This window comes from Yimella sp. RIT 621 (assembly GCF_004146205.1).
Lineage (GTDB): Bacteria > Actinomycetota > Actinomycetes > Actinomycetales > Dermatophilaceae > Yimella > Yimella lutea.
Genome location: NZ_SEIP01000013.1, coordinates 71,238 through 95,965, shown reverse-complemented (window position 1 = coordinate 95,965; position 24,728 = coordinate 71,238). Strand labels below are relative to the sequence as shown.

The 24,728-nt window shown below is 66.2% G+C and carries 18 protein-coding genes and 6 pseudogenes; 12 read left to right on the top strand and 12 right to left on the bottom strand.

Going from position 1 to position 24,728, the window contains the following annotated elements; translation table 11 throughout:
• Positions 1 to 258 precede the first annotated feature (258 nt).
• On the top strand, positions 259 to 633 hold the full coding sequence (locus EU513_RS12960; protein WP_168990279.1) for a phospholipase A2: 375 nt from the start codon (positions 259 to 261) through the stop codon (positions 631 to 633).
• Between the two features lie 31 nt (positions 634 to 664).
• Positions 665 to 1,909 (top strand): arginine deiminase, encoded by a 1,245-nt coding sequence (locus EU513_RS12955; protein ID WP_129626596.1) that lies wholly within the window; start codon positions 665 to 667, stop codon positions 1,907 to 1,909.
• Positions 1,910 to 2,020: 111 nt separating this feature from the next.
• Here EU513_RS12955 and EU513_RS12950 read toward each other — a convergent pair whose 3' ends face one another.
• The 4 genes from EU513_RS12950 to EU513_RS12935 form a co-directional block, all read right to left on the bottom strand.
• Positions 2,021 to 3,526 (bottom strand): plasmid pRiA4b ORF-3 family protein, encoded by a 1,506-nt coding sequence (locus EU513_RS12950; RefSeq protein ID WP_129626594.1) that lies wholly within the window; start codon positions 3,524 to 3,526, stop codon positions 2,021 to 2,023.
• A 359-nt stretch (positions 3,527 to 3,885) separates the two neighbouring features.
• The gene (locus EU513_RS12945; RefSeq protein WP_129626592.1) at positions 3,886 to 5,247 is read right to left on the bottom strand and encodes a deoxyribodipyrimidine photo-lyase; all 1,362 of its coding nucleotides are present in this window, start codon (positions 5,245 to 5,247) and stop codon (positions 3,886 to 3,888) included.
• Between the two features lie 136 nt (positions 5,248 to 5,383).
• Entirely contained in the window at positions 5,384 to 6,604 is a 1,221-nt protein-coding gene (locus tag EU513_RS12940) for a glycosyltransferase family 2 protein (protein ID WP_129626590.1), read from the bottom strand.
• Positions 6,592 to 7,599, bottom strand: coding sequence for a hypothetical protein (locus EU513_RS12935; protein ID WP_129626588.1), 1,008 nt, complete (start codon positions 7,597 to 7,599; stop codon positions 6,592 to 6,594). The genes EU513_RS12940 and EU513_RS12935 overlap by 13 nt, the downstream gene beginning before the upstream one ends.
• A gap of 330 nt (positions 7,600 to 7,929) precedes the next feature.
• Here EU513_RS12935 and EU513_RS16460 point away from each other — a divergent pair.
• Positions 7,930 to 8,272, top strand: a pseudogene (locus EU513_RS16460) (transposase); the annotation flags it as partial.
• Positions 8,273 to 8,430: 158 nt separating this feature from the next.
• Here the strand turns inward: EU513_RS16460 and EU513_RS12925 are convergent.
• Together EU513_RS12925 and EU513_RS12920 are read right to left on the bottom strand one after the other, a co-directional pair.
• A complete protein-coding gene (locus EU513_RS12925) occupies positions 8,431 to 8,958 on the bottom strand; it encodes a GNAT family N-acetyltransferase (protein WP_239702928.1) in 528 nt (175 codons plus the stop codon).
• Positions 8,959 to 9,305: 347 nt separating this feature from the next.
• Positions 9,306 to 10,247, bottom strand: a complete 942-nt coding sequence (locus EU513_RS12920; protein WP_129626584.1) for a GlxA family transcriptional regulator — start codon at positions 10,245 to 10,247, stop codon at positions 9,306 to 9,308.
• Between the two features lie 108 nt (positions 10,248 to 10,355).
• Here EU513_RS12920 and EU513_RS12915 point away from each other — a divergent pair, with 108 nt between their 5' ends.
• The 5 genes and pseudogenes from EU513_RS12915 to EU513_RS12895 form a co-directional block, all read left to right on the top strand.
• On the top strand, positions 10,356 to 10,667 hold the full coding sequence (locus EU513_RS12915; protein WP_068102119.1) for a putative quinol monooxygenase: 312 nt from the start codon (positions 10,356 to 10,358) through the stop codon (positions 10,665 to 10,667).
• A 130-nt stretch (positions 10,668 to 10,797) separates the two neighbouring features.
• Positions 10,798 to 11,208: a heme-binding protein gene (locus EU513_RS12910; protein WP_063250650.1), complete on the top strand. Its 411-nt coding sequence runs from the start codon at positions 10,798 to 10,800 to the stop codon at positions 11,206 to 11,208.
• Between the two features lie 83 nt (positions 11,209 to 11,291).
• A pseudogene (locus EU513_RS12905) lies at positions 11,292 to 11,369 on the top strand (antibiotic biosynthesis monooxygenase); the annotation flags it as partial.
• Between the two features lie 617 nt (positions 11,370 to 11,986).
• A pseudogene (locus EU513_RS12900) lies at positions 11,987 to 13,296 on the top strand (ISL3 family transposase).
• Positions 13,297 to 13,311: 15 nt separating this feature from the next.
• Positions 13,312 to 13,620, top strand: a pseudogene (locus tag EU513_RS12895) (DUF664 domain-containing protein); the annotation flags it as partial.
• Between the two features lie 613 nt (positions 13,621 to 14,233).
• Here EU513_RS12895 and EU513_RS12880 read toward each other — a convergent pair.
• The 3 genes and pseudogenes from EU513_RS12880 to EU513_RS12865 all read right to left on the bottom strand — a co-directional run bounded on the left by EU513_RS12880 (position 14,234) and on the right by EU513_RS12865 (position 18,383).
• On the bottom strand, positions 14,234 to 15,631 hold the full coding sequence (locus EU513_RS12880; RefSeq protein WP_239702779.1) for an IS256 family transposase: 1,398 nt from the start codon (positions 15,629 to 15,631) through the stop codon (positions 14,234 to 14,236).
• A 280-nt stretch (positions 15,632 to 15,911) separates the two neighbouring features.
• Positions 15,912 to 17,501: pseudogene (locus EU513_RS16680) on the bottom strand (IS1634 family transposase).
• A gap of 93 nt (positions 17,502 to 17,594) precedes the next feature.
• Positions 17,595 to 18,383, bottom strand: a complete 789-nt coding sequence (locus tag EU513_RS12865; protein WP_129626580.1) for an aminoglycoside phosphotransferase — start codon at positions 18,381 to 18,383, stop codon at positions 17,595 to 17,597.
• 43 nt (positions 18,384 to 18,426) lie between these two features.
• Between EU513_RS12865 and EU513_RS12860 the strand changes: the two genes are divergently transcribed.
• Complete coding sequence (locus EU513_RS12860) at positions 18,427 to 18,711, top strand: hypothetical protein (RefSeq protein ID WP_129626578.1); 285 nt, start codon at positions 18,427 to 18,429, stop codon at positions 18,709 to 18,711.
• A 109-nt stretch (positions 18,712 to 18,820) separates the two neighbouring features.
• Positions 18,821 to 19,399 carry a hypothetical protein gene (locus EU513_RS12855; RefSeq protein WP_129626577.1) on the top strand — a complete coding sequence of 193 codons (579 nt, stop codon included), beginning with the start codon at positions 18,821 to 18,823 and terminating at the stop codon, positions 19,397 to 19,399.
• A gap of 66 nt (positions 19,400 to 19,465) precedes the next feature.
• On the opposite strand, the gene EU513_RS12850 is transcribed toward EU513_RS12855, so the two are convergent.
• Positions 19,466 to 20,104: a GntR family transcriptional regulator gene (locus tag EU513_RS12850; protein WP_129626575.1), complete on the bottom strand. Its 639-nt coding sequence runs from the start codon at positions 20,102 to 20,104 to the stop codon at positions 19,466 to 19,468.
• A 43-nt stretch (positions 20,105 to 20,147) separates the two neighbouring features.
• Between EU513_RS12850 and EU513_RS12845 the strand changes: the two genes are divergently transcribed.
• Both EU513_RS12845 and EU513_RS12840 read left to right on the top strand, forming a co-directional pair.
• Positions 20,148 to 20,981 (top strand): MFS transporter, encoded by an 834-nt coding sequence (locus tag EU513_RS12845; protein ID WP_129626573.1) that lies wholly within the window; start codon positions 20,148 to 20,150, stop codon positions 20,979 to 20,981.
• Positions 20,941 to 22,587, top strand: coding sequence for an exodeoxyribonuclease VII large subunit (locus EU513_RS12840; protein WP_129626571.1), 1,647 nt, complete (start codon positions 20,941 to 20,943; stop codon positions 22,585 to 22,587). The genes EU513_RS12845 and EU513_RS12840 overlap by 41 nt, the downstream gene beginning before the upstream one ends.
• 2 nt (positions 22,588 to 22,589) lie before the next feature.
• On the opposite strand, the gene EU513_RS12835 is transcribed toward EU513_RS12840, so the two are convergent.
• Both EU513_RS12835 and EU513_RS12830 read right to left on the bottom strand, forming a co-directional pair.
• Positions 22,590 to 23,123, bottom strand: a complete 534-nt coding sequence (locus tag EU513_RS12835) for a GNAT family N-acetyltransferase (protein WP_168990277.1) — start codon at positions 23,121 to 23,123, stop codon at positions 22,590 to 22,592.
• Positions 23,120 to 24,152: pseudogene (locus tag EU513_RS12830) on the bottom strand (ISL3 family transposase); the annotation flags it as partial. The gene EU513_RS12835 and the pseudogene EU513_RS12830, both read right to left, overlap by 4 nt.
• Positions 24,153 to 24,728: the final 576 nt, after the last annotated feature.

Sequence of the window (24,728 nt, the reverse complement as noted above, 5' to 3'; positions counted from 1 at the left end):
CAGGTGAGGTGAACAAGTTGGGCAAGGTCACTGAGAAGCCGATCACGAAGGCGACCAGCAAGAAGGCGGCCAAGAAGAAGTAGTCCACGCGCCGAAACCAGGCTGACGTTCGACGCCCGCCCGACCGCGCGCGTCCGAGTAAGAACTTCGCAAAGAAACGCACTCACCCATTCCCACCGGCCCGCCCGCATGCAACGTTGGAGCTTCACACTTCGACGAAACGGGGCGGACATGGCGGGTCGCAAATTCTTGACAGTGATGAGCGGGGTCGCGATGGCGGCCGGTGTCTCCCTGACGACGGTCCCGGAAGCGCAGGCCGCACCCACCGCTACCTACGTCTACGCAGCGGGCGAGTTCCAGTGCGGACCCAACAACTGGATCGGACGCCTCGTCCCCGAGAACCCGCCGGGTGGGGCGAACTTCCACTACGCGTGCACCCGCCACGACGCGTGCTACAGCGCGGGCAGCCGCACCAACCGCCTGACCTGCGACACCGCGTTCCGCACCCGGATGAACAACGCGTGCGCCGCCGCCGGCAAGGGCGCGACGTGCCGCGCGATCGCGTCCACCTATTACTGGGCCGTCCGCGGAGCGGGCCGGTTCTATTACAAGGGCAGCGGGCTGAACAACTGATCGGCGCACTCCGGAATGAGACGATCGACGAATGCCTGAAGTCGGAGTCCATTCCGAGGCCGGACGCCTGCGCCGCGTCCTGGTCTGTCGTCCGAGCCTGGCGCACCTGCGCCTCACCCCTGACACGTGCGCGGACCTGTTGTTCGACGAGGTCATCTGGGTCGAGAAGGCGCAGCGGGACCACGCCGACTTCGTGGCGAAGATGGAATCGCGTGGCATCGAGGTGCTCGACCTGCTCGATCTGCTGACCGACATCCTCGACCAACCTGTAGCCCGCGCATGGGTGCTCGACCGCAAGGTGACCGACGACCGGGTCGGGGCGGCATTCACCGACGACCTGCGCAGTTGGCTCGACTCGTTGCCCGCTGCAGAATTGACGGAGTACCTCGTCGGAGGGGTGTCGTACCGAGACGTGCCGGACGATCTGTCGAGTCCGCTGCTGCAGGTGGCCCGCGACCTCGACCAGATGGGGTTCTTCATCCCGCCGTTGCCGAACACGTTGTTCATGCGCGACAACACGTCGTGGATCTACGGCGGTGTCACGCTGAACCCGATGTATTGGCCTGTCCGACAACAGGAAACTTTGCTGACGACGGCGGTGTACCGGTTCCATCCGGCGTTCGCCGATCAGGATCTGACGTACTGGTTCGGTGATCCGGACGGGCGCAACCTGTTCCGCGGACTCGCGACGCTCGAGGGCGGTGACGTGATGCCCGTCGGTAACGGCGTTGTGCTCATCGGCATGGGGGAGCGCACCTCGCAGCAGGCGATCACCCAGGTCGCGCACACGCTCTTCGACGCGGGCGCTGCTGCGCAGGTGATCGTTGCCGCGTTGCCGAAGCTGCGTGCTGCGATGCACCTCGACACCGTGTTCACGTTCTGTTCCGAGGACGTCGTGACCGCGTTCGCGCCCATCACCGACCGCATTGTCCCGATCACGCTGCGTCCCGACCCGAACGCGCCGTCCGGCCTCGACGTGCACCGCGCCGACACGTCCTTCGTCGAGACGGTGGGCAAGGCCCTCGGCACGAAGTTGCGCACGGTCGCGACCGACGGCGACCCGTTCGGCGTGCAACGCGAACAGTGGGACGACGGCGCCAATCTGTTGGCCCTCGAACCCGGCGTCGTCATGGGTTACGACCGCAATACCGCCACCAACAAGGCGCTCGCGAACGCGGGCATCGAGGTCATCACGATCAGCGCTGGCGAACTCGGACGCGGACGCGGCGGCGGACGCTGCATGACCTGCCCCGTCCTCCGCGACCCCCTCTACTGACCCCCAGCGCACCTCACGCTGATTGAGTCCCAGGATTTCCGCTGGTTGAGCCGTGCAGCCGAGGTACGAGGTTGCATGTGCCGAAACCCGTTGACACTCAACGAAACCCCATCACGCGTCCGGCCAGAGAGCCTCCTTCGCGAGCTGCCGCGCACCCGCAGATCCGACCGGGCCCGTCCAGCGAAAGGCAGCGTTCGGATCGCCGGCAACGATCCGCTCGATGCGATACAGCCGCAGTTCGTGCCGATGCACGGGCGCCTCGGCGTAATCCCCTGTCCGCCAACCGATCTCCGTGAGCAAGTTCGCCACCTGGTCCTCGAAGTCGTCACGTCTCTCGAACGGCCGACCAGCCGCAAGCAGCAACAACGCAAGAACGTTCGCATCCCGATCCATCTCGGTTTCACCCCGGAGCAACGACCCGGCAATGACCGATGACAGAACCCCTACATCCGCACCGGCCTTCCGTCCGAGCGGCGTGAGCAGTAGCCGCTCGCGGTTCTTGCGCAGCAGCTTCAGGGTGACACAATCGCGACGCAGCTGGCTCACTTCAGGCGTGTGCTGCTCGCGGTTGCCCTTGCCATAGCCCCAGTTCAATCCGCTCTCGTTCCAGACGTGTTCGCACGCATCTGGCGCGAGCCAGCCCGCCTTGGTCAACGGAATGCCGTCCGGATCGGCCAGGTCGAGCATCGTCTGGAACGGACGCAACTGCTCCCGCAATTCCACGTCCGTGGCCGGCGCTGCTCGCAAGGCTTCGCTGCTGAGCAGGATGAGTTCACCGATGAGATGCCGCGGACACCGGCCGACCAGCGCTTCGAACTCGGGCGCACGCTGCACCCCGTCAGCCGCAACATCGAGGATCGCTGAGGCGCCACCCGTTCCCGACATCGACAGGGCGAAGTTCGCATCCTCGACGCTGAAGTCATCCGGGTCGTAGTCCGCCGGCAACCAGTGCGCGAGGTCCTCGAACTCGCCGCTCAGCAACTGCGGGTTCTTCACCCGCCGCAACTCTGCTGCCAGGTCGTTGAAGAACCCGATCCCACCGACGTCCTCGGCCGGGCAACGTCGTCCTCCCGCAACGCAGTTCGCGACCTTGTCGTCGGGAGTCGCCGTCCGTACCTCCTCCACGACGATCCGGTGTTCCCACCCGTCACCGAGGTCGTACTCGTAGTTAAGTCCGTCGCCCTTGGCGCGCAGAATCTGGTCGAGCCGGACGTCGGTCTCCGGCGTCCCATTCTCGCCCTCACCGACGTCGAACTCGTTGAGGAAGTAGTTCCGATCGCCGGGAATGTGGAACCGATGCAGGTGGCTGTTCGACCACCCCATCGCGTCCTGCAGCACGTCGTGGAACGCGTCGAGTGCCATGTCCGTGCGCACCTGCAACCGCCGCCAGATGAGCGGTTCGGAGTCCTCGAGTTCGACCTTGATCGTCAGCAGCAACGGCTCATCCAGCGGCGCGGCGACCGCGACCGGTTTGTTGACGTGTTGCTGGAAGCTGCCGGTGCGCAGCGAGTCGAGGATGCGCCCTCGACGCAGGTCCTCCAGGAGTTCGGACGGGTTGCGTCCGGCGATGATCTGCTTCACGAGTGCGTCGATGTCAGGTTGGTTGGATCCGCCCATGTTCCCGAGTCAACCAGATCGATCGCTCGAGTCACGTCGGTTCGTGTGCGTACGATCGCGGTGATTGTTGGGAGTCGAATCCCAATATGAAAGGTCGGCGGCCCACGCCACTCGGGACGACTGCGTCCGATGAGAGGCAGGACCTGGGAAGAAGGCGTCCTTCTTGAAGGAGGACGGGGTCGGGTCGAGTGCGGTGGGGCTGAACTCTCCCATCCACGTGCAGCCGGCCATCGCTGGTGACGAGTTCGTGGGGCAAGACCGGTGAGCGCGGGCAGGATCAGGCCATGGGCCTCCTGCCGGCGCGCGGCGAGCGAACTGGCGGCACCGTCGGGCAGGTAGTCGAGTTGACGGACCGCGAGCTACCCACGCCCGCGGGCCCGGTCGTACCGACGCAGCGCCTCTTCGCGTTCCTCCGCGTGATCGACGATCCGCTCGGGATAGCCGTGCGCGTAGCCGTCGTCGTGCTTCCAGGGTTCGTGCGCGGCCTTGCCGTCGAGGTGTCGCAACTCGGGGATCCAGCGGCGCACGTAGTCACCGTCCGGGTCGAACTTGATGCCCTGGGTGACCGGGTTGAACACCCGGAAGTAGGGGGACGCGTCCGTGCCGGTGCCCGCGACCCACTGCCAACCGTGGTTGTTGGAGGCGATGTCACCGTCGATCAGGTGGTCGAGGAAGTGGCGCGCGCCGACCGGCCACCACACGTGCAGGTGTTTGGTCAGGAAGCTAGCGGTGACCATGCGGACGCGGTTGTGCATCCACCCGGTCTCGGCCAGTTGCCGCATCCCGGCGTCGACGAACGGGAAGCCGGTGCGGCCTTCCTGCCAGGCCCGGACGCCGTCGCCGGGCGGGTCGTACTCCATGCCGCGCAGTGAGGTGGTCAGGTCGTGCCACGCACTGGACGGTTCGCGCAGCAGCACGTCGGCGTAGAACTCGCGCCAGGCGAGTTCGGTGATGAAGGTGTCGACGCCCTCGCCGCTGCGGCCGCGCAGGTCGGCCAGCAGGGTGCGCGGGTGGATGGCACCGACCTTGAGGTAGGGGCTGAGGAAGGACGTTCCGGGGATGCTCGGGCGATCGCGAGTGTCGGCGTAGTTGTCGATTCCGCTGTGTAAGAACTCTTTCCAACGATCCAGCGCAGCGTCTTCTCCCGCGTCAGGGAGGGTGGGAACGTCCTTCAGGGCGTCGTCGACGGCCTTCGTCGCAGCAGCGTCATTGCGGACCTCGCGCCAGTTCGGCTCGACCTCCGGCGCCGGGTCGGAGGTGCCGTGTTCGCGCCACGCTCGAGCGAACGGTGTGAACACCTTGAACCCGTCACCGCTCTTGTTCCGGATGATCCCCGGGCCGATCGCGTACGGCGTGCCGGCCTCGACCCACTCGATACCGTTGCGCTGCAGCGCTTCTGTGACATCGCGATCGCGGCGGGCGCCGTACGGCGTGGTCTCGCGGGTGACGTGCACCGAGGTTGCGCCGATGCGCTCGGCAACCTGGGGGATCACCTCGTGTGGGTCGCCGTGCAGCAACGCGAGATGTCCGTCGAAGCTCGCGACGGCGGCCTTGACCGAGGCGGCAAGCCAAGCCCGTCGGACGTCGCCCGCGCCTCCCCACAGCGTGGGGTCGACGACGAACACGGCAGCCACGTCGTCGGCCGTTGCTTCGTGGGCACTGAGCAGGGCCGGCAGGTCGTTGCGGCGCAGGTCTCGGCGCAGCCATAGGAGCGTGGTCACCGACCCATCCTCGCCGGGTCCAGTCCTGCGATTGGCCGCCGGCCGCGTTCAATTCGCCGACACCGCGAGTGTGGTCACCGGGCACGACGTCAGCCAGACGCATACCTGAGGTGCGCCCGGACGAGGGTGCGATCTGCTACTTGTCCCAGCCACCCCACCGCGACTCGAGGGTGACGCTGTCGTCCAGCAGCCGGCCGTCGACAACCGTCGCCGGTGCGTTGCCCGCACCGCGATTGATCATGCGGGTGTGCCGCACCCTCGCCACGATCTCATTGCCGGTTCGGACGTCGAGACCGCCGTCCGGGATGAGGCGAGGGAGCGGGGCGGACAGCGCGAGCGGTGCATACACATCGACCTGGTATCGGCAGCGCTGCAACACCTGGTTCGACGGTGCTCCGTGGTGCAGCCGGGGGTCGGGCGGAAGTTGGGTCGGCACCCGTGGATGATCGACGAACCAGAGCGCGACGTCGCCACCGGCCAGCCAACTCGAACACGACGCGGCCAGCGGGCCGATGTCGTGGTGTCCATGCACCCGGACGACGGTTGCCGGGTAGGGCCACATGAATCCTGATCCGCGAGCCATCGGGTCGGTGAGGACACGCGCGAGTTGAAGCGTTTCGCGGTCCTTGACGGCGGTGTGTTCGGTGCTCCGGTCGGCGAAGTCGGGTCCGTCGTGCCAGGCCACGGCGTCCGGGACGTGCCGCAGGTCGCAACCGCTCAGCCAACATCTGTTCGCGAGGTCCCAGTCTTCACCGCCGTAACCGACGAAACCGGGGTCGAATCCGCCGGCACGTCGGTAGGTTCGACGGGTCATTCCCAGGACGGCGGAAATGATGAAGCGGTAGGAGCGGTCGTCGGCGTATCGCAGGTTATCGGTCGCACGATAACCCTCGCGCAGCCAGGCTGGTTCGGTCAGTGGCGTCGGTGGGGCACCATCACCGCGCAACCAGGCATGCAACCGGGCCGGCTCCCACCCGGTGAGGTCGGCGTGGCGTCTGCGTCCCACGGCGACGACTCCGCAACGTTCATCGCCCTGACGGATGACGTCAGTCATCGTACGTAAGTAGTCGGGTTCGGGAACGGTGTCGCAATCCAGGAAGCAGATCACCTCGGCATCCGTCGCCCGAGCGCCCAAGTCCCGTGCGGCCGATGCGCGAAATCCCAGATTCTCCTGGCGCACCGCACGTGTCGCGTACGGTCGGTCGCCCAGTACCGCACGAACGGGCGAACCGTCGTCGGCCACGACCACCTCGAACGCATCGGGGCCGACGGACTGGAGTTCCAAGGCTGTCAGCAGCAGGTCGAGTTGGCTTTGCTGGTCGAAGAACGGGACGACGACAGCCGTCAGTGGTGCCATGAGGCCAAGGCCTTCGCGTAGAGAGCGCCGACGTCGTCGAGCGACGGGCCGAGCGGGACGCCGGGTTTCAGCGTCGTCGACTCGGGGTGGTCGAGTGCGTGTCGGGCGGCGGCGGCGAGATCGTCGTAGATCGTCAGCACGTCGGGACAGCGGGCGTCGAGTTCCTCGACGTACCGCGAACGAGGAACCAGCGGTCGTCGACCGGCTGTAAGCCAGGAGTTGATGGAGCCGGACGCAGACAGGTGCTGATGCGGCGCGACCGGCACCGCAACCCGAGCCAGCACCTCCTGGAGCCGGTCGTCCGGGATGTAACCGGTGACCGTGAATCGTCGGCTGCGTCGGTGCGCTTGGCGCTGTAGTTCCTCGACAAGATGACCATGGCCCGGCGATGGTCGTCCGAGGGCGGTGAGTCCCACATCTGCGGGGAGTTCGCTGAGGGCACGAAGCGCCTGGGCATAGCCCTTGCCCGGATACAGGAACCCGAACACTGCAAGATCGCGGTGGGTGCCGCTGACCTCGTCGGGGCTGACATACCGGCGGGGACTCTCGATCGGCAGGGGTATGACAGCCCGCGGAACTGCCCTCAGACTCCGGCGGTCGGTCAGCTTCAGCACCGCGTCCAGCAGCGTGGACTCATGATGTGAGCTGAGGGCGACCCCGCGGCTGACGGCCAGGATGTCGGCGTATGCCGACGCCCGTTGTCGGTGACGATCCGGGCCGTCCGAAGGCTGCGGCAAGTCGTGCAAGGTGACACTCATCGACGTGGACCGGCCCAGCGCAATGAGCGTGGACGCTGTCTGCGCGGCAGTGTGACCGAACAGGCGATCGGTGACGTGCACGTGGACGGAGGCGCGGGCGACCAGACGGACGAGATCGGTGCCGATCCCGTCCAGCACCCGGATGACCGGGGCGCTTCGCAGCGACGGAGTCGTGCTCAACTCGCGGGCGAGCCGAGTGACCCCGTGCTCTTCGTGACCGACGATCAGGTGCGTCACTGAAGTCGCGCCGACTCTCGAATAGCACTCTTGCACGGTGAGGACCGGATGCACGGTCGCGGGCCGGTCGATACTTCCGGGCCTCATCGGGCCAAGCCGCTCATCCACATCACGGGGTGACCATACGACGGGGTGCTGACACTCCGCGTCGAAGCACCGCCCGCACGCCGATACCGGCTCCGCGTTCTTGCCGATCGAACGCAGTGCGCCATTAGCTGGTCGGACGGCGCGACTTGGCGAAGCGGGCAGCCTTGACCTTGTTCGGGATCAACCTGTGGGGCAGCGCGCTGGCTACCAAGCCTTCGTGACCAACGCCAGCACCGGCCAGCTCGCTTCCTCGAAGCCCGTCACCGGGCGCACGCGCGAGTCGAGGACCGCATCCGGCACGCCAAGGACACCGGCCTGGGCCGGTTCCCCTCCCGGGGAGTTCGGGATCAACACCGCGTGGCTGGCGTTGACCATGATCGCGGCGGATCTGGTCGCCTGGACCCGGTTGCTCGCCCTCACCGGTGATGTCCATTCCCTGGCCACCTGCGAACCGAAAGCGTTGCGGTACCGGCTTCTTCACGTCCCCGCCCGCATCATCCACGGTCAGCGGCGGCACCGGTCGAAGATCCCTGAAACGTGGCCAAGGGCCACCGCGATCGTCGCGGTCTTCGCGAACATCGCCGCATCCCGCGGCCAGCCTGACTCAACCCGTCCGCCCACGACATCAGCACCCGCAGAACCGCAGACCGGCAGCGCCAGCCGGCACGACGTCATGCCCAGACACCGCCATCGAACCACCTCACCCAGCACAGCCGTCATCCGCTTCCCCCTGAAAGACCGGGGCTAGTCGCTTGCGAAGACGTTTCGCGGTCCGTTGCCGACGACCTGCACTCCCACCAGGTGCAGACCGGCTTTAGTGAGAACGCGTTCGGAGCCCACATTCCCTGGAACTGTGTCGGCCCATACGCGCAGGCCCATCGCCGTGCCGGCCCGGGTCAGGCAGGTTGCGGTGTCTGTGGCGTACCCCTTGCCCCAGGCTTCGGGGTTGAAGGCGTATCCGATCCACACTCGGGGGCCCGTCTCCTCGTCGGTGTGGTCGACCCGCATCATGGCGTCGCCCACTAGGCGGCCTTTGACCTCGACCGCCAGGCCTCTCGTTACTTCGCGAGCATCAACAGTAAGTGGCCGTATCCGCTGGTGAATCCGTGCCAGGACGGCGTCACGGTTGAGCACTGGATGCGTCAAGAAGCGCGCGACTTCGGGGCGACTGCGATACGCCAAGATGTCGTCGACGTCGTGCTCGGTGACTGGGCGCAGCAGACACAAACCGTAGGCGCGAGGCCAGGCCAAGTTGAGCGGGTCGGGTATCACGGTCACGCGCACAACCTATGCAACTCAAAGCCCGTTGTTCATGTCCGATGAGTAAAATTGCGCTCATCGGGCTTAGCGGACCTCGACGTGGCCGACGCTACCCCGCCGGCCGGCTTCGGCCGCCCTGACCTGACCGCCTTCGCGTCTTATCCCAATCGGCTCTGATCGGGTCTGCTGATCCTCTCAACGAGAACGCAGCGACATCACAGCCGCCCAACCCCGACCGTCCGGGAAGCCGGGACACGTCACATGGCCTGTGCTGCGGGCGTGTCGAGTGGGTCGTCCAGGGGCGACGCAGGAGCGTCGACGCGACGTGCTGAGAGGTGGTTCTATGGCATGGCGATAGGTCAGGAACGGCGTCGTTCCCTGCGCAGGAGGGAGAGCAGGGTCTCGGCGTTCGCGTAGCCGACCCGTAGCGCGATGTCGGCGGAGGTGAGGTCCGTGGTTGCTGAGAGGTGCCGAGCTCGTTCGATGCGAAGCCGTTGGACGAAGCCGAGCGGAGTGAGGTTGAGCGCCGCACGGACTCGTCGTTCGAGGGTGCGCCGGCTGGTGCCGAGCGACTGCGCGACGAAGGCGACGTTGAACGGTTCGTCCAGGCGGGCGCGCACGAAGCGTTCGAACTCGACGACGATCGGGTCATCGTGCCGGAGATGTTCGTAGGCGACGAAGGCCGCCTGCGACGGACGCTCGTCGATGATGAGGAGCTTGGCGACATGTTGGGCCAGGTCGGGGCTGATCGATCGCACGAGTGAGAGCGCGAGGTCGATGTGGGCGAAGGCGGCGCCGGCGGTGACGAGGTTCCCGTCGACCACGACCATGGTGTCGAGATCGAGGGCGACGGTCGGATAGCGCTTCAGGAACTCCGGCCCCAGGAACCAGCTGGTCGTCGCCCGCCGATGATCCATCCGTCCGGTCTCGGCGACAGCGAACACGCCGGTGCACGCCGCGGCGATCCGGGTGGTCGCGTCGTCGAGGCGCCCGAGCGAGGCGATGACCGAACGAACATCTCGGCTCTGTAGGGCGTCGTTGGTAGCGGCGGCAGTGAGGGTTCCAAGCGCAGGGACGACGACCACGTCGAACTCTGCGGACTCCGACAGCGGGTGGCCCACCGACAGGGTCATCGATGCCGTCGTGGTCACTGTCCGTTTCGGTCCGAGGATGGCGAGTTCGATCGGGTCGATCCGCGGGTCGACATCGCCGCGGGCTCCGTCGGCCACCCGCACGATGTCGATGACCGACGCGACAGCCGAACCGAAGCAGCCGTCGATCGCGATCAGTCCGATACGCATGGCGCAAACAATAGCAAAACTGCCGTATACGCCACTTCTTACATGCCCTTGCTCGTCCTACGCTGAACTTGCTTCACCGGGAAACCTCGACACCTAGGAGAACCCCTCATGTCCACACCCGCATCACTTCCGTATGCCTTCGTCGCCAAGATCGTCGCGGCCGATGGACAGCACGACGCGCTCGCCGATCTGCTCGCCGGCGCTGTCGCGCTCGCCAACGAGGAAGTAGGAACGATTGTCTGGTTCGCGGTCAGGACCCACGCCGACACTTTCTGGATCTTCGATGCATTCCCCGACGAGGCCGCTCGTGACGCCCACGCCAACGGCGCCATCGTCGCAGCCCTGACGGCCAATCAGCACCTCCTCGGCGCAGCACCCGAGATCCTGCCGGCCGACGTCCTCGCGTCCAAGCTCCCGTAGTCCGCCAACGCACGTCCGCAACGCGAACACAACACGAGCGCTGGCGGTCACAAACTCAACAGGCAATCCAACGGGCGGCTCTGGAGCGGCTCGAGCCACAAAGCGCACGCCACATTCGAAGGAGCAATTGATGCCATCTATTCCTACATTGTCGTTGGACGACGCCAAACGTGTCATCGCGGCAGCAGAAGCTGAATCCAGCACGCAGGGTCAGCCCAGTAACATCGCCGTCGTCGATGCCGGCGGCAATCTCGTCGCTCACGTACGGATGGACGGAGCGTGGCTGGGCAGCATCGACATCTCGATCAACAAAGCTTTCACGGCCCGAGCGTTCGACACAGCCACCAAAGACCTCGGCGACCTCGCCCAACCCGGTGAGCAGTTCTACGGCATCAACGCCTCCAACGACGGTCGGGTGATGATCTTCGCCGGTGGCATCCCGCTCGAGCGCGACGGCCAGGTCGTCGGCGCCGTCGGCGTCAGCGGAGGAACCGGCGTCCAAGACCAGGCCGTCGCCGAAGCCGCCGCCAGCGCCTTCTGAGACCGACCCGCACCGAACCCGGCCCCCCGGCCGGCACGGGGCTGGATGCGTGCGTCGTCGACGTAGACGGTCACGGCTCGGACCTGACGGCCAACCAGCACCTCCTCGGCGCAGCACCCGAGATCATGGCGGCCGACGTCCTCGCGTCCAAGCTCCCGTAGTCCGCCAACGCACGAGACGATCGCGCCCCTCCGAGCCGTAGCCAGGTCGCGACGCAACGCCACGCTGCGTTGCCGAGCGGTGCGAGGCCTATCGACACACGGACAGGATGCCGGCCGCGAGGGGTCCGTCGCAGAGGAGAGCGACGTCGGTGTCGGGCAGAGCCGTGAGGCCAGCGCATCGCGCGACCACCAGACCCGAACAGCCCCTGCCCTGCGTTTCCGCAGGTCAGGGGCTGTTCGCCGGAGCCCCCTGTGGGAATCGAACCGACGACCTCATCACGTCGGCTTTGCGTCTATCGCTTGATGTGCCCACTGGGCGAACGAGCCGCCGACCTGCGCAAACGCCGAGCGTGGGGGACGCCGCCATCCGGTGGTGACCGACGACGACCGATCAGTACCGACCGTTTCACCGGAGCTTGCGGCGGCGTCGAAGCCGAGCAAGCTCCATTCCTTTAGCTCACCGCGCCCTCCTCCTCGCCGGTCCCGTCGTCGTCGAAGACGTTTCAGGGGTCTTCTGAGACGACGGTGTAGGTCGGCCGGGCGCGTCGGTCCGCAGATAGACGTCGAGGTCTCCCGCCGACGGAGGTTCCTACGCCATCCATCCGGAAGACCTCGACGTGTCCGACGCTACCCCGCCGGCCGGCTTCGGCCGCCCTGACCTGACCGCCTTCGCTCGACTCGACGGCCTCGGTCTGAGCGTGACCGGACAACGACTTGAACCGGATCGTGCGGTCCTCGCGTGCCGCGTGGTGGAACCAGATCAGTGGTGCCGACGGTGCGGCAGCGAAGGCGCTGCTTGAGACATCGTTAGCCGGCAGTTGGCCCACGAGCCGCTGGGTTGGCGACCGAGCGTGCCGGAAGTTGTAGTGCGCCGCTATCGCTGTGCCGACTGGACACGTGGGCGCCAAGACACCAGCGCCGCGGCGGAGCTCTCGCACACCGGGCTGCGGTTGGCGCTGGAAGGGATCGTGGTCGCACACCTCACCGTCGCCCGTGTCGCCGAGGGACTCGGGGTCGCATGGGACACCGCCAACAACGCGGTCCTGGCTGAAGGCAAGCGGCGGCTGATCAACGACCCCACGCGGTTTGAGTGCGTGAAGGTCATTGGCGTCGATGAGCACGTCTGGCGCCACACCAGGCGTAGCGACAAGTACGTCACCGTGATCATCGACCTCACCCCGGTCCGCGATGGCGCCGGCCCAGCAAGGCTGCTGGACATGGTCGAGGGCCGGTCGAAGGCGGCGTTCAAGACCTGGCTCGCCGACCGCGACGACGCCTTCCGTGACGCGGTCGAGGTGGTCGCGATGGACGGCTTCACCGGTTCAAGACCGCCGCTGCAGAGGAGATCCCGGACGCGGTCACGGTGATGGATCCCTTCCACGTCGTGCGCCTGGCCCGTGACGCCCTCGACAGGTGCCGGCGCCGGGTCCAACTCGCGATCCACGGGCACCGTGGGTTCAGGGACGACCCGCTCTACAAGTCGCGGCGCACGCTGCACACCGGCGCGGACCTGCTCACCGACAAGCAGAGCGACAGGCTACGCGCGCTGTTCGTTGATGACGTTCACGTCGAGGTCGAGGCGACCTGGGGTGTCTACCAGCGCATGATCGCCGCCTATCGCCACGAGGACCGGCAACGTGGCCGCGAGCTCATGGAGAAGCTGATCACCGACCTCAGCGCCGGGGTCCCCAAGGTGCTCACCGAGCTCACCACCCTGGGCCGGACCCTGAAGAAGCGAGCCGCTGACGTGCTCGCCTACTTCGAACGACCCGGCACCAGCAACGGGCCGACCGAGGCGCTCAACGGACGGGCCGAACACCTGCGCGGCTCCGCACTCGGGTTCCGCAACCTGACCAACTACATCGCCCGAAGCCTGCTCGAGACCGGCGGCTTCAGACCCCAACTCCTACACCCCCGATTGGGATGAGCCAGTTTCACCCCCAGCGACGAGGAGGACCGCGATGCCCTGCTCGCCACGTTCGATGCCATTCGAGCCGAGTACATGACGATGTGTCGTGAAGGCGACCTCGATGACGAGCTGCCCGTCGGGCCGATGCCCTGGTACGGGATGAACGAGACCCGGCCCGCGAAACTGCGCTACCTGTATGTGCATCACATCGAAGAGTTCGCCCGCCACGCCGGCCACGCCGACATCATCCGCGAACAGATCGACGGCACCAAGGGCGCCGAGCTGCTCGCCGCCGCCGAAGGGCGACCGGCAAACGACTTCGTCACTCCCTGGAGCAAGTGACCACTCGCGAAGAAGGGTTCTGCCCCACAAGATTGGCTGCGTGGGGCAGAACTCTTCGTTTGAGCTACACGGCGGCGCTGCGGCCGCTCACGCCTCAGAAAAATGTGCTGGTCCGAGGGGAGGCCTGATCAGTAGGCTCGCCGTTATGCCAAGACCTGAGGGGTTCGATTACGTCGAACGAGCTGGTGAAGTGATCATTACGCATCGCGGCAAGCAGGCGACGGTCTTGCGGGGCGTCAGAGCGGCTTCCTTCTTAGAGGACGTCGAAGCGGGCGACCCCCAGGAGCTCATGGCGCGCTTGACAGGCAACTACCGCAGAGGAAACGAGCGTCAAGCGCGTCAACACCCTCGAAACCGATCCCGTTGAGGTGCCAAGTCAGGGCTTTGGCGATCCCTGACACGTGCGTAAACGTTCGATTGAGCTACACGAGGGATCGGCACGAGGCAGTCGATCTCGCCTTCGCGCCGGTAGCTCTCGATCTGGGGGCGCGTGGAGTCATGCTCCGCGTGAGCAAAGAGAACATCGAAGGCTTCACCGATCTGTCCATACACCGCCGGTACCTCGCCTCGCAGGCGGGGAGTGTCAGAATTTCGGTGTTTCTGGTCCTGTTGATTAGTACTGTTCTGCGGTGGGCCAGCGGCCCTCGAAGACGGTCGCGAACACGTTGAGTGCTGGCTTCCATCGCATGGTCCATCGTGCCTGTCCTCGCCCTGTGGGATCCAGTGACCTGGTCACGAGGTAGAGGCATTTAAGCGCTGCTTGCTCGTTCGGGAAGTGCCCGCGGGCGCGGACTGCTCGCCGGTAGCGGGCGTTCAACGACTCGATCGCGTTGGTACTGAAGAGGATTCGCCGGATCTCGACGTCGTAGGCCAGGAACGGGGTGAACTCTTCCCAGGCGTTGTCCCACAACCGGATCAGCGCCGGATACCGCTGGCCCCAGGTGTCGGTGAACGTCTCGAACTGTGCTCGTGCCGCCTGCGCAGTGGGCGCGGTGTACACCAGCTTCAACTCCCGGGCGATCTGATCCCAGTACTTACGCGACGTGAGCCGGAAACTGTTGCGGAGCAAGTGAATGACACATGTCTGGACGGTCGCGTCCGGCCAGGTCGTGGCCACCACCTCCGGCAAGCCCTTCAGGCCGTCACAGACAACGAACATCGTGTCCTGGATGCCGCGGTTCTTCAACTCGGTCAGCACCGCCAGCCAGTACTTGGCTCCCTCCCCGTCGCCGGGGGTGCCGGCCCACAGTCCGAGCACGTCCTTACGCCCGTCGACGCTCACCCCGATCGCGGCGTAGAACGGCCGGTTGGCGACCTGCCCGTCACGCACCTTGACCACGATCGCGTCGATAAAGATCGCCGCGTACACCGGGTCCAGCGGCCGCGACAGCCACTCGTTCATCTCCTCGCCGATCCGGTCAGTGATCCGGCTGATGGTGTCCCTGGACACGCTCGCGCCGTAGATCTCCTCCAAGTGCGCGCTGATCTCACCAGTCGTCAAACCCTTCGCGGTCAGCGACAGCACGACCTGCTCCACGCTGCCGAGCTTGCGGTGGTGCTTGGGCACGATCACCGGTTCGAACGTGCCCGCCCGGTCCCGCGGCACTTGGATCTCGACCCTGCCGACATTGTCCGTCAACACGGTCTTGGTCCGGGAACCGTTGCGAACATTACGAATCCGCTCGTCCGTGGTGCGACTCCCAACATCATCGTGGTCAGGACCAGCGGCCGGGGCCGGCGGATCGTGCTTGCCGTGGCCGAGGTGCTCGGTCATCTCCTCTTCCAGGGAGACCTCCAGCACCATCTTGGTCAGGTCCTTCAACAGTCCTGACGGGCCGGTCAGCGAGTCACCGTTGGCGCGCGCGTCCTGCACCAGCTCGGTGATCGCCGCCAACCAGCGTGCCTGCTCCTCGGACTTGCTTGGCAGACGATCGGCCGGCTCACGCCGCCGAGACAATTCCTGGGCTTCGGCCCCGTCCTGGTTGCTGTTGTTCACGTCCTGCAGTGTCATGCGCTACTGCTCCGATCCCGCCCCACCCAAGGGGCGTGTCACGGACCAAAAACACCTAATTGCGACAGTCCCCGCAGGCGCAAACGCAGGTACGACCCACCGGGGATCGTCGTCTCGTCTAGCCCGAGGGGATTGTCGGCATCGCGGTCCAGACGCGTAGAGCACATGCGGTAGATGTGCGATCCGCCATAGACGAGGCCCACCATGCGCCGCCCCCTCAGCGAGTCGAACCCATGCTCGAAGTCGGGCCACCCCACCTGACTCGTGCCACCGGGGTGTGTCAGTCGGTGGCGATGCCGAGGGCATCGAGGATGGTCTGTGCTGATTCGGTGATGGGGTCTCGGGCGTGATGGCTGTGCCCGGCGATGGTGACGGTGATCTGCTGCAACGGTCGTAACGCGCGGATGATCTTCTTGATGCTCATCCCGGTGGTGTTCTGCAGGTAGCGGGCGACCGCGAGGGCGGTGAAGACGATCGTTAGGTGAGCCTCGATCGCGTCCCGGGTGTGGTGGAACATCGGCCGGGCACGCAGGTCGGTCTTGGACATCCGGAATGATTGCTCGACCCGCCACAGGTCGTGATAGTTGCCGATGATCTCGCCCGCGGTGGCCAGGTCGGCGGGGATGTTGGTGACGTACCCCTTCAACCCGACCAGCCGGCGCGCCCTGGCCAGCGAAGCCTCGTCCAGTGACCTCGTCCCGTTGCTTGTTTTGACGAACCGTGGAGCCCGCGCAGCCTTCTCCCCGGCGACAACGGCTTTGGCGCGGTTCTCCTGCAACGTCAACGTTTTCGCGTCCCTGACGGCACGCTTGGCGGAATACGCCCACACCGCCCGCCACGACCTGGAGTGCACGCTCGGTCCCACACCGGCTCCGCCTTGAGCATCGGATCGTTCACCGCCCGAGCCGCAGTGGTCGCGGTGCGTGGGGTGATCGTGTCGATGACTTGCCCGTCGACGAAGGCGTCACCGTGCCACCGGAAATGGGACTCCAAATCGGCGGGTGCCTTCGTGACGCGGGACCCGACGATGAACCGCAACCCCGCCTCATCCAACGCGTGCAGGTTGGTCGCGGACAACATGCCCGCGTCCGCGACGATCACCACCTGCGCCAGGTTGTGGCGTTCCTGGAATTGCCGCACGATCGGCACGATCACGCCGGGATCGTGGTGGTTTCGGCCTTGTTGCCTTCGAAGCAGCCGATCTCCAACGGGAAGCCGTGCCGGTCGACGAGCAACCCGACCACGATTTGTGGGTCGACCCGGCGTTCCTTGGAGTAGCCGACCTTGCGCAGGTCGTCCTCGTGTTCGGCCTCGAAATACAGCGTGGTGACGTCGTACAGGCACACGTCACATCACCATGGGTGGCCGCGTGGGTGAAGCAGGCCGTGGCGATCTGGTCGCGGTACTCACCGGTGCCGGCTCGCTTCAGCGTGCGGAACATCGTGCGCAACGCGGCATGCTCGATACCGATCTCGTCCAACACGCGCAGCGAGTCGGCCTTGCTCGTCGGTTCGATCAACCGGGCCAGCACCAACTGCCGGAACGCGGCATCCTCGACGGCGTCGAATCCGAGCCGGACATACGCCGTGCTCAGCACCCGCCACAACACTGCGCTCGACTTGCTGGTGATCACACCCGGCCGGTCCGCGGTCCCCTCATCGGTGGCGCGGTCATCGTCCTGGAGGCCCAGCTCCAACGCGTCCTGACCCGGACGCAAACGGCGGCGAGCCTCGGCCAGCAGCACCGCCAACTCGGCCTCAGACCGAGCCGTCCCGACATGCTCCAACACCACGTCACGGCCGGCTCGCCGCTCAGCAATCTGGACCTTCGTGCTGCCCGACCGACCCGGAGACTTCCGCACGAACACCACGACGAGCGAGCCTACCCGCGACCGGGGTGTGTCATCTCGACCAAGCACAAGCCGCTGACCTGCAACGACACCCACGTGATCAGCAGAATTCGCTCACGTGGCACGAGTCAGGAGGCCCAGCACTTCCTCGAACCTGGGAACATCCGCTGGGCGGTCACTGAGCAGCCTGAACATCGCCGCCCGCACCATCGCCTGCCGGCCTGCGCCGGAAGCAAACTCCTCCATCGCCCCCGCATTGGCGCCGAGCCACATCACCGAGTCGAGCACCCACACGGCCTCGGCCCACAACGCCGGACGCCAGTAGGGCGCGACGTCGATGACCACCGGGGCGCCGTCGGCGTCGAGCAGCAGGTTGCCGGCGAGGTCGCCGTGCACGAACTGGTCGGGCCCGAGGTCGGTGTCGTCGCGCTCATCGGCCAGGGCATGCACCAGCGGCGGCGCGTCGTCGGGCACCGGCTCGTTACCGAACGCGATCCGCTCGGCGACCTGCCAGCGGTCGTCGCTCACCGGCGTCCAGGTGAGACCGGCCCGGGCGAGCTCAGCATGGAAGGCCGCACCCGCGGCGCGCGTCGCCAGCAGGTCGGTCAGCGCACGTGTGCCGGGCTCGAATCTGCTTGCAGCCCAACCGTCCACGACCCAGGAGAGGTCGCGCGCGGGCACCGGCATGGCGATGCGTAGGTCTCGGCGGTCACGCCCCGGACGCGTGTCGAGCTCGGCGGCCACAGCCGCCAGCATCGGACTCAGCCGGCTCTGCAGCTGCGGGTTGCGGCCGGGGGAGAGCACCAGATCACCGGCACGGACGCTGTTCCCCTGGCCGCCGGCGAGGGGTTCGAGAGCGCCGGGGACGGCGAACAGGTCGAGCACGTGGTCGGTCGGAATCATCGCCGCCCAGACTACGGCGCGCACGCCCGCCTACGCGGAGACTGTGAAGGAAACCCACGATCTGCTGGTAGCCGGCGCTCGCAACGACTTCTTGGCCGACGCGATCGCCCCGCTGCAGGGGCTGTCCCTTCGGTTCTGGTTCAGTCGGGTCGAGTCTGCCGAGATCGCGATGGGGTCGCGGCTGCACGCGATGATGCTGCAGTCGGTGCTCGACAGCGACTCGGACAGCGCGGAGAAGGCCTCGCTCGCACTGAATGACTATCTCGCGCACGCTGCAGGTCTGACGGTTGAGCGTGTGGGCGTCGTGGACGTCGGCCATTCCCCGTAAGAGCGAGTCTCAACTGGTGGACGTTCGTGGAACCGTCCCGCCGATCGTTGCGTCCCCGGTCTGGCAAATCATCGATAGCCGGGTTCTGCCCGGCGCCAGGAGGGCAGCAATGCACAAACACACGATGAAGCTGGCCGCAGCAGTGACGTGCGCGCTCGCGCTCACGGCGTGCGGGTCGGACGGCGGGTCCGACTCCAGCACGCCATCCGAGGCGGCTTCGAGCAGCAGCACCACGTCGGCGAATGGCGGTGCGACCAGCACCTCCGAACAGGCAGGCGGTTCGTCGACGAACGGCGGTTCGTCGACCGCTGCCGCAGGCAACTCGCTCACCGTGAAGGAAGTGACGGTCAAAGACGGCGGCCCGACCGGAGTGAAGACCTGGCCGGTGCCGGCCGAGGCGACGCTCGATGAACTTGCCGGCCCGTTCAACGGCTCGTGGCAGTTTTCGCTCAGCGGCGTGCCCAGCGACCAGATCATCTCCTTCTACGAGAAGGAACTGACCAAGCGCGGGTACAAGGTCGTCAAGAACTACAAGGCGAAGATCGGCGTCAACGAACTGCCGGTAGCGCTGGGTTGGTCAGGCAACGCGGCCCAGAAACAGCCCTACGGCACCGTCACGGAAGACAAGCTGGCCGGTGGCGTCATGGTGGCGATCACGTCGCGTCCGAGTGACCTCTCGCCGAAGTAAGCAGATACAACATCGTGAAGTGCCCGGACGGAATCGTACGGGCACTTTCGCGTGGGATCCCCGAACTCAGCGCGTCGACCCCGACTCCAACCCGTGGTTGCGCGTCTGGTGGTCGTCGAGATGCGTCGCGAACGTCACCCAGTCGCCCCGCAGCGCGTCATCGAGCAGCCGCCGATGCTCGGCGATCACCTGGTCGATGTCGCCGGTGATCGTGCCCGAACTGCGCGCGATCGCGGCGGCCTGCTTGTCCTGCAGCCGGTCATATACCGACAGCATCACGGCGTTGCCGGCCAGCTCGACGAACCCGCGGTGAAACCGCATTGTCAGGCTCATGAATGAAGCAAAGTCGTTGTCCGACAAGGCAACCCGCTGCGCTTCAAGGTTCTCAGCCAGCTCGCCCGAAAGTGCATCGCGCAGCGACGGAACACCACGACGCACCCCGGCCGACTCCAGCGCGTGCCGCACCGCCGCGGCGTCCCACACCTCCTGCTCGCCGACCTCGCGCACCAGCGCGCCGCGCTGCGGATAGATCGTCACCCAGCCCTCGTCCTGCAGGCGGGTGAGCGCCGCGCGTACTGGAGTGCGGCTCATCGACAGGCGTCCGGCGAGCTCCGATTCGCTGAGCATCGTGCCGGGCGTGATGCGGCCTTGCAGGATCTCCTCGCGGAGGTGGGTGTGCGCACGGTCGGCGGCGGTGGTGGACATCGTGACTGGCTCCTCGAACTCGTATACAAGTAGGATACGAGTTATGCACACAGTTGGAAAGGTCACCGAGGCCGAGCGCGACCGGGTGCAACAGCGGACGCTGCGCGTGGTGATGCTCGGGCAGGTGCTCGGCGGCGCCGGGCTCGCGGCCGGCGTGACCGTTGGCGCGCTGCTCGCCGAGCAGATGATGCACACCAAGGGGCTCGCGGGCGTGCCGGCCGCGCTGTTCACGCTCGGCTCGGCGCTCGCGGCCTACCTGGTCGGACGCATCAGCCAACGTTCCGGACGCCGGCTCGGCTTGGGTCTCGGGTTCGCTGCGGGCGGGCTCGGCGCGGCCGGCGTGGTGTTGGCGGCCGCGCTCGACAACGTGCCGCTGCTGTTCGTCGCGCTCTTCGTCTACGGCGCGGGCACGGCCACCAACCTTCAAGCCCGTTACGCCGGAGCCGATTTGGCAACCGCGGCCACCCGTGGGCGCGCGGTGAGCGTGGCGCTCGTATCGACCACTCTCGGCGCGGTCGCCGGCCCGAACCTCGTCGAACCGCTCGGCGGTCTCGCCCGCCACCTCGGGTTGCCCGCGCTCGCCGGACCCTTTCTCCTCGCCGCCGTCGCCTACCTCACGGCCGGCATCGTGCTGTTCACGATGCTGCGCCCCGACCCACTCTTGCTGGCCCGCGCACTCGAGGCACAGCGTCCGGTCAGTGCGGAGGGTGAGGGCCCGACGCGCACCGGGCGGACCGCGTACGCCGGCGCGGCGGTCATGGTGATCACGCAGACCAGAAACACCGAAATTCTGACACTCCCGGCTGGTTGTCATGGGTCGTATTTAGCGTGTTGGTATGGGTGGGACACTGTGGCACGACGTAAGCGACATCGATGATGTTCTGCGGACCTTCGCAGAGGTGAGCCAACCGACAGTATGGATAAGTGGCGAGATCCTGCGAATTCGCTCGACGAGCAACGGCACCGCTCAACGACTCACGGTGATCATGGCGCGGCGAGGTGGCAACTTCGTGGAGATCCCCGTCTGCATACCGCCGAAGTCGTGGACGAAAATCGATCGGTTTCTCCGCGAACGCGACAAGCTGGATCAGTTCGTCGTTGGGCGGCAGGTGACGCTCGAAGGTCGAATGAGATTGACGCCGCCCAGCACTGAACTCGAGTTCTACGTCTACCGGGTTGACCCGGACCTTCCGACGGGAAGCTGGACGAATTGGCGGGAGAAACAATGCCGGATTTTCCGTGCTGCGCACCCCTCAAGGCCGAACGTCTCCCGTTTGAACCACTTCGTGATTGATGCGACCTTGGGCGATCGCGACATCGTGGTGTTGGGGAGCGAGTCCATCGACGGGGTGAAGGACTTCCTGGACAAGTTGAGGCGAGCCGAGTGCAGGGGGATGCCAAAGCGATACAGCGGGAGAGTGCGCTTCACCGGTACGCGGCTACAGGGGGAGCACGAGAAGGTTGTGAACGGCCTGGTGAAGGCGCTGGCTATGGTCGATGCACAATCGACCGGCCTTGTGGTGATCACCCGCGGTGGTGGCAAGGCCGCCGACCGCACTCCGTTCGACGACGCCCGTGTGGCCTGTGCTGTCGCTGAATGCTCCGTGCCTGTAGTGGTTGGGATCGGGCACAAATCGAACACGCATCTGATCTCCGAGGCGGCAGGGGCGAGCTACCCAACCCCGAGCGAAGCGGGTGCCAGGGTCGGCAGAGCATCGTGGTCTGGTCGGAACCTGCAAGAACTGCACAGCGCGGCGCTGACAATGGACCGAGAGCAAAGTCGAGCGAGCCGGACAGTGATCCCGACGACTCCGACCGTCCGCAACGTCCCTGCGAGGCCGGCAGCAGCGACGCCGCGACAGTTCGTTCCGGCCGTTCCGGCTGCCCCTTCATTGCCCGTTCGCCGACCGCAGGTTCAGCCGACTCCGCCGCCATTCCCACACGTGGCGGTGCCGAACTATTCAGCGCCTGTGCCCGCAAAGAAGAGGTGGCGCGGTGTCCCGCGAGTTGGTCGGCGCAAGCTGGCCGCGCTCGCAGTCGTAGCCGTCCTCGCCGCCCTTACCCCATTCGCATACGCAACGGTTTCTGATTACGTGGAAGACCTTGGGCGACCAACTGGCGAACTGATCCAGACCGCCCCACAGCAGTTCGCCGACACGTCACGCAACATCGTGTGCTCTGGCAGCGCTGATGGAGTGCGCTGCGACATCAACGTCGTCTACTACGACATGGCGTCCGTGCCCCAACCGTGTAGGTCCACTCCGAACTGGGGCCACGTATTCGTCGTTGACTCCAAGGGCGCGCGGCTGGCGTGTCCTCCCAAGCGGGCGGTGGCGAATGCCACTAGCAAGGCGCCGACCTTGCCCCGCCAACAGATGCGCGCTGTCGGACGCGGAGTGTGTACTGCGGACCATGGCTCAATGCGCTGTGTGGTCGGTAGCCACGGCTTCGAGCTTCATCCCGGCTGGTACCGCACCTGGTGACTTCAACGATCCGTTTGTAGTCCGTCTGCGACGAAGAAGTGCAACCTGGGTTCGTCGTAGTAATCGCCGGTGGTGCCCCGATCCGCCATGCCGATCCGGCGACAGACCGCTTGCGAGGCATGGTTGTCCGGATCGGTGACGGCAACGACCCGCGGCAGACCGGAAGCGAGCGCATGGTCGAGTGCAGCACGCGCGGCCTCGGCCATGTATCGCTGACCAGAGTGCTCGGGGTGCCCGCGCCAACCGATCTCCACGTCATCGAGGTCGACGCCGGTCGAGGCGGGGATCGGCTTGAGCAGGATCATCCCGACGACCACGCCATCGGCGAGCCGCTCGACGGCGACCATGCCGTGCACCGGGTGGCTGTCGAACCTGCGGTAGCGCTCCAACCGTTCGGCTACGGCACCGACGTCTTCGAGCACGGCGGACGGGACGAAGCGGCGCAGCCCCTCGTGCTGGTGGATTGCCAGAACGGCGTCCGCATCGGTGTCCGTGAAGGGACGCAGCGCCAGGCGTTCGGTGTGCAGGGGTATCACCGGCACAGTCTGCTCGACGGCCCGGACGAGCGCGAGAAGTTTCTCGGCTCATCGCATTCGAGGTGTAGTTGCGGTCTGAACCGCCGGCCTCGAGCAGGCCGCGGGCGATGTAGCTGGTGAGGTTTCGGAAGCCGAGAGCGGATCCGCGTAGGTGTTCCAGGTGGCCGTTGATGGCCTCGGTCGGCCCGTTGCTGGTGCCTGGCCGGTCAAAGAACGCGAGCACGTCGAGGGCGCGTTGCTTGAGGGCGCGGCCGAGCTTGCGGATCTCGACGAGCGCGGTCGGGACGCCGGCGCTGACTGCGTCGATCACGGCTCGCATCATCTGCTTCGCTTTCTTCTTGTCGGGCTCGCGGTAGGCCGCGACGATGCGCTAGGTAGATGCCCCAGGTTGCTTCGACTTCGACATGCTCGTCGATCGCGAACACGGCGTTGATGCGGGCGGTCTGCTTCTGCGTGAGCAGTCCGGCGCCGGTGTGCAGGGTCCGGCGTGCCTTGTACAGCGGGTCGCCGGCGCGGCCACGATGCCCGAGCGTGTCCTGCTGGACGCGCTGCCCGCACCGGTCCAGGGCGTCGCCGGCCAGGCGGACGACATGGAACGGGTCCATCACCGGGATTATCGACGGGGCCGCGTCGGGCAGCTCCTCGGTGGTCGCGGTCTTGAACCCGCTGAATCCGTCCATCGCGACCACCTCGATCCCGTCGCACCACTGCTTCGCGCGGCCGTTCAGCCACTGCTTGAAAACGGCCTTCGAGCAACCGCGCCGGGCCCGTCTCGCCCCGGACCGGGGTGAGGTCGATGATCACCGTGACGTAGTTGTGGCCGAACCGGGTGTGTCACCACACGTGCTCGTCGACGCCGATCGTGGTCACCCCGTCGAACCGGGCGGGGTTATCGATCAGCCGCCGCCTACCCTCAGCGATGATCGCACTGTTCGCGGTATGCCAGGACACCCCGAGACCGGCCGCCACGCGGGTCACCGTGAGGTGATCCACGACGATCGCTATCAGCGCCCAGCCGAGCCCGCCACGACCGTCTGCGGGACATCGGCCGCAGGCACACCACCACGCGCTGCCGCCCCTCTTCCTCGGGTTGAAGCACGTCCTGAAGCACAGCCGCAAGTTGCCGGGCGCCCACCCGTGCTTTGTGACAACACTCACAGCAGGGCGCGTGGAATCGTTTCCATGGAATCGATTCCACGAGGGAGGTGGGGATGCGGGAATCTGAGCCCGAGAGAGGATTCACCACGGGCGTCGGCACCGAATGCCAGGTCACGTGGACGTTGTCCCCCTACGTGAAGGCGCATGGGTGGACACCGGCGGGTACGCAGTGGGTGATCGCCACGATCAAACCTTCGACGTCCCGGGTCGGGCATTACGGTGAGAAGTACTTCCGAGCCCCGTAAGACACGACTGTGACCCTCACCGATGTTCAGCTGGACGGTAAGAAGACCGCCAAGCCGCTAGGCGTCCGCAAGACCGCGGCGGCACGGGGAGCGACGCCTACATGGTGACGGACGTCGTCTTTCAACTGAAGGATGTCGTCTTTCTACTGAAGTATGAAGAAAGCCCGTTGAAGATGCAATGACCGGAAGCGCGACCGGCACG

Coding starts and splice junctions, on each gene's coding strand:
- EU513_RS12960 (WP_168990279.1), top strand. CDS start 259: ATGAGCGGGGTCGCGATGGCGGCCGGTGTCTCCCTGACGACGGTCCCG.
- EU513_RS12955 (WP_129626596.1), top strand. CDS start 665: ATGCCTGAAGTCGGAGTCCATTCCGAGGCCGGACGCCTGCGCCGCGTC.
- EU513_RS12950 (WP_129626594.1), bottom strand. CDS start 3,526: ATGGGCGGATCCAACCAACCTGACATCGACGCACTCGTGAAGCAGATC.
- EU513_RS12940 (WP_129626590.1), bottom strand. CDS start 6,604: ATGGCACCACTGACGGCTGTCGTCGTCCCGTTCTTCGACCAGCAAAGC.
- EU513_RS12920 (WP_129626584.1), bottom strand. CDS start 10,247: ATGCGTATCGGACTGATCGCGATCGACGGCTGCTTCGGTTCGGCTGTC.
- EU513_RS12915 (WP_068102119.1), top strand. CDS start 10,356: ATGTCCACACCCGCATCACTTCCGTATGCCTTCGTCGCCAAGATCGTC.
- EU513_RS12910 (WP_063250650.1), top strand. CDS start 10,798: ATGCCATCTATTCCTACATTGTCGTTGGACGACGCCAAACGTGTCATC.
- EU513_RS12880 (WP_239702779.1), bottom strand. CDS start 15,631: ATGACACTGCAGGACGTGAACAACAGCAACCAGGACGGGGCCGAAGCC.
- EU513_RS12865 (WP_129626580.1), bottom strand. CDS start 18,383: ATGATTCCGACCGACCACGTGCTCGACCTGTTCGCCGTCCCCGGCGCT.
- EU513_RS12855 (WP_129626577.1), top strand. CDS start 18,821: ATGCACAAACACACGATGAAGCTGGCCGCAGCAGTGACGTGCGCGCTC.
- EU513_RS12850 (WP_129626575.1), bottom strand. CDS start 20,104: ATGTCCACCACCGCCGCCGACCGTGCGCACACCCACCTCCGCGAGGAG.
- EU513_RS12845 (WP_129626573.1), top strand. CDS start 20,148: ATGCACACAGTTGGAAAGGTCACCGAGGCCGAGCGCGACCGGGTGCAA.
- EU513_RS12840 (WP_129626571.1), top strand. CDS start 20,941: ATGGGTGGGACACTGTGGCACGACGTAAGCGACATCGATGATGTTCTG.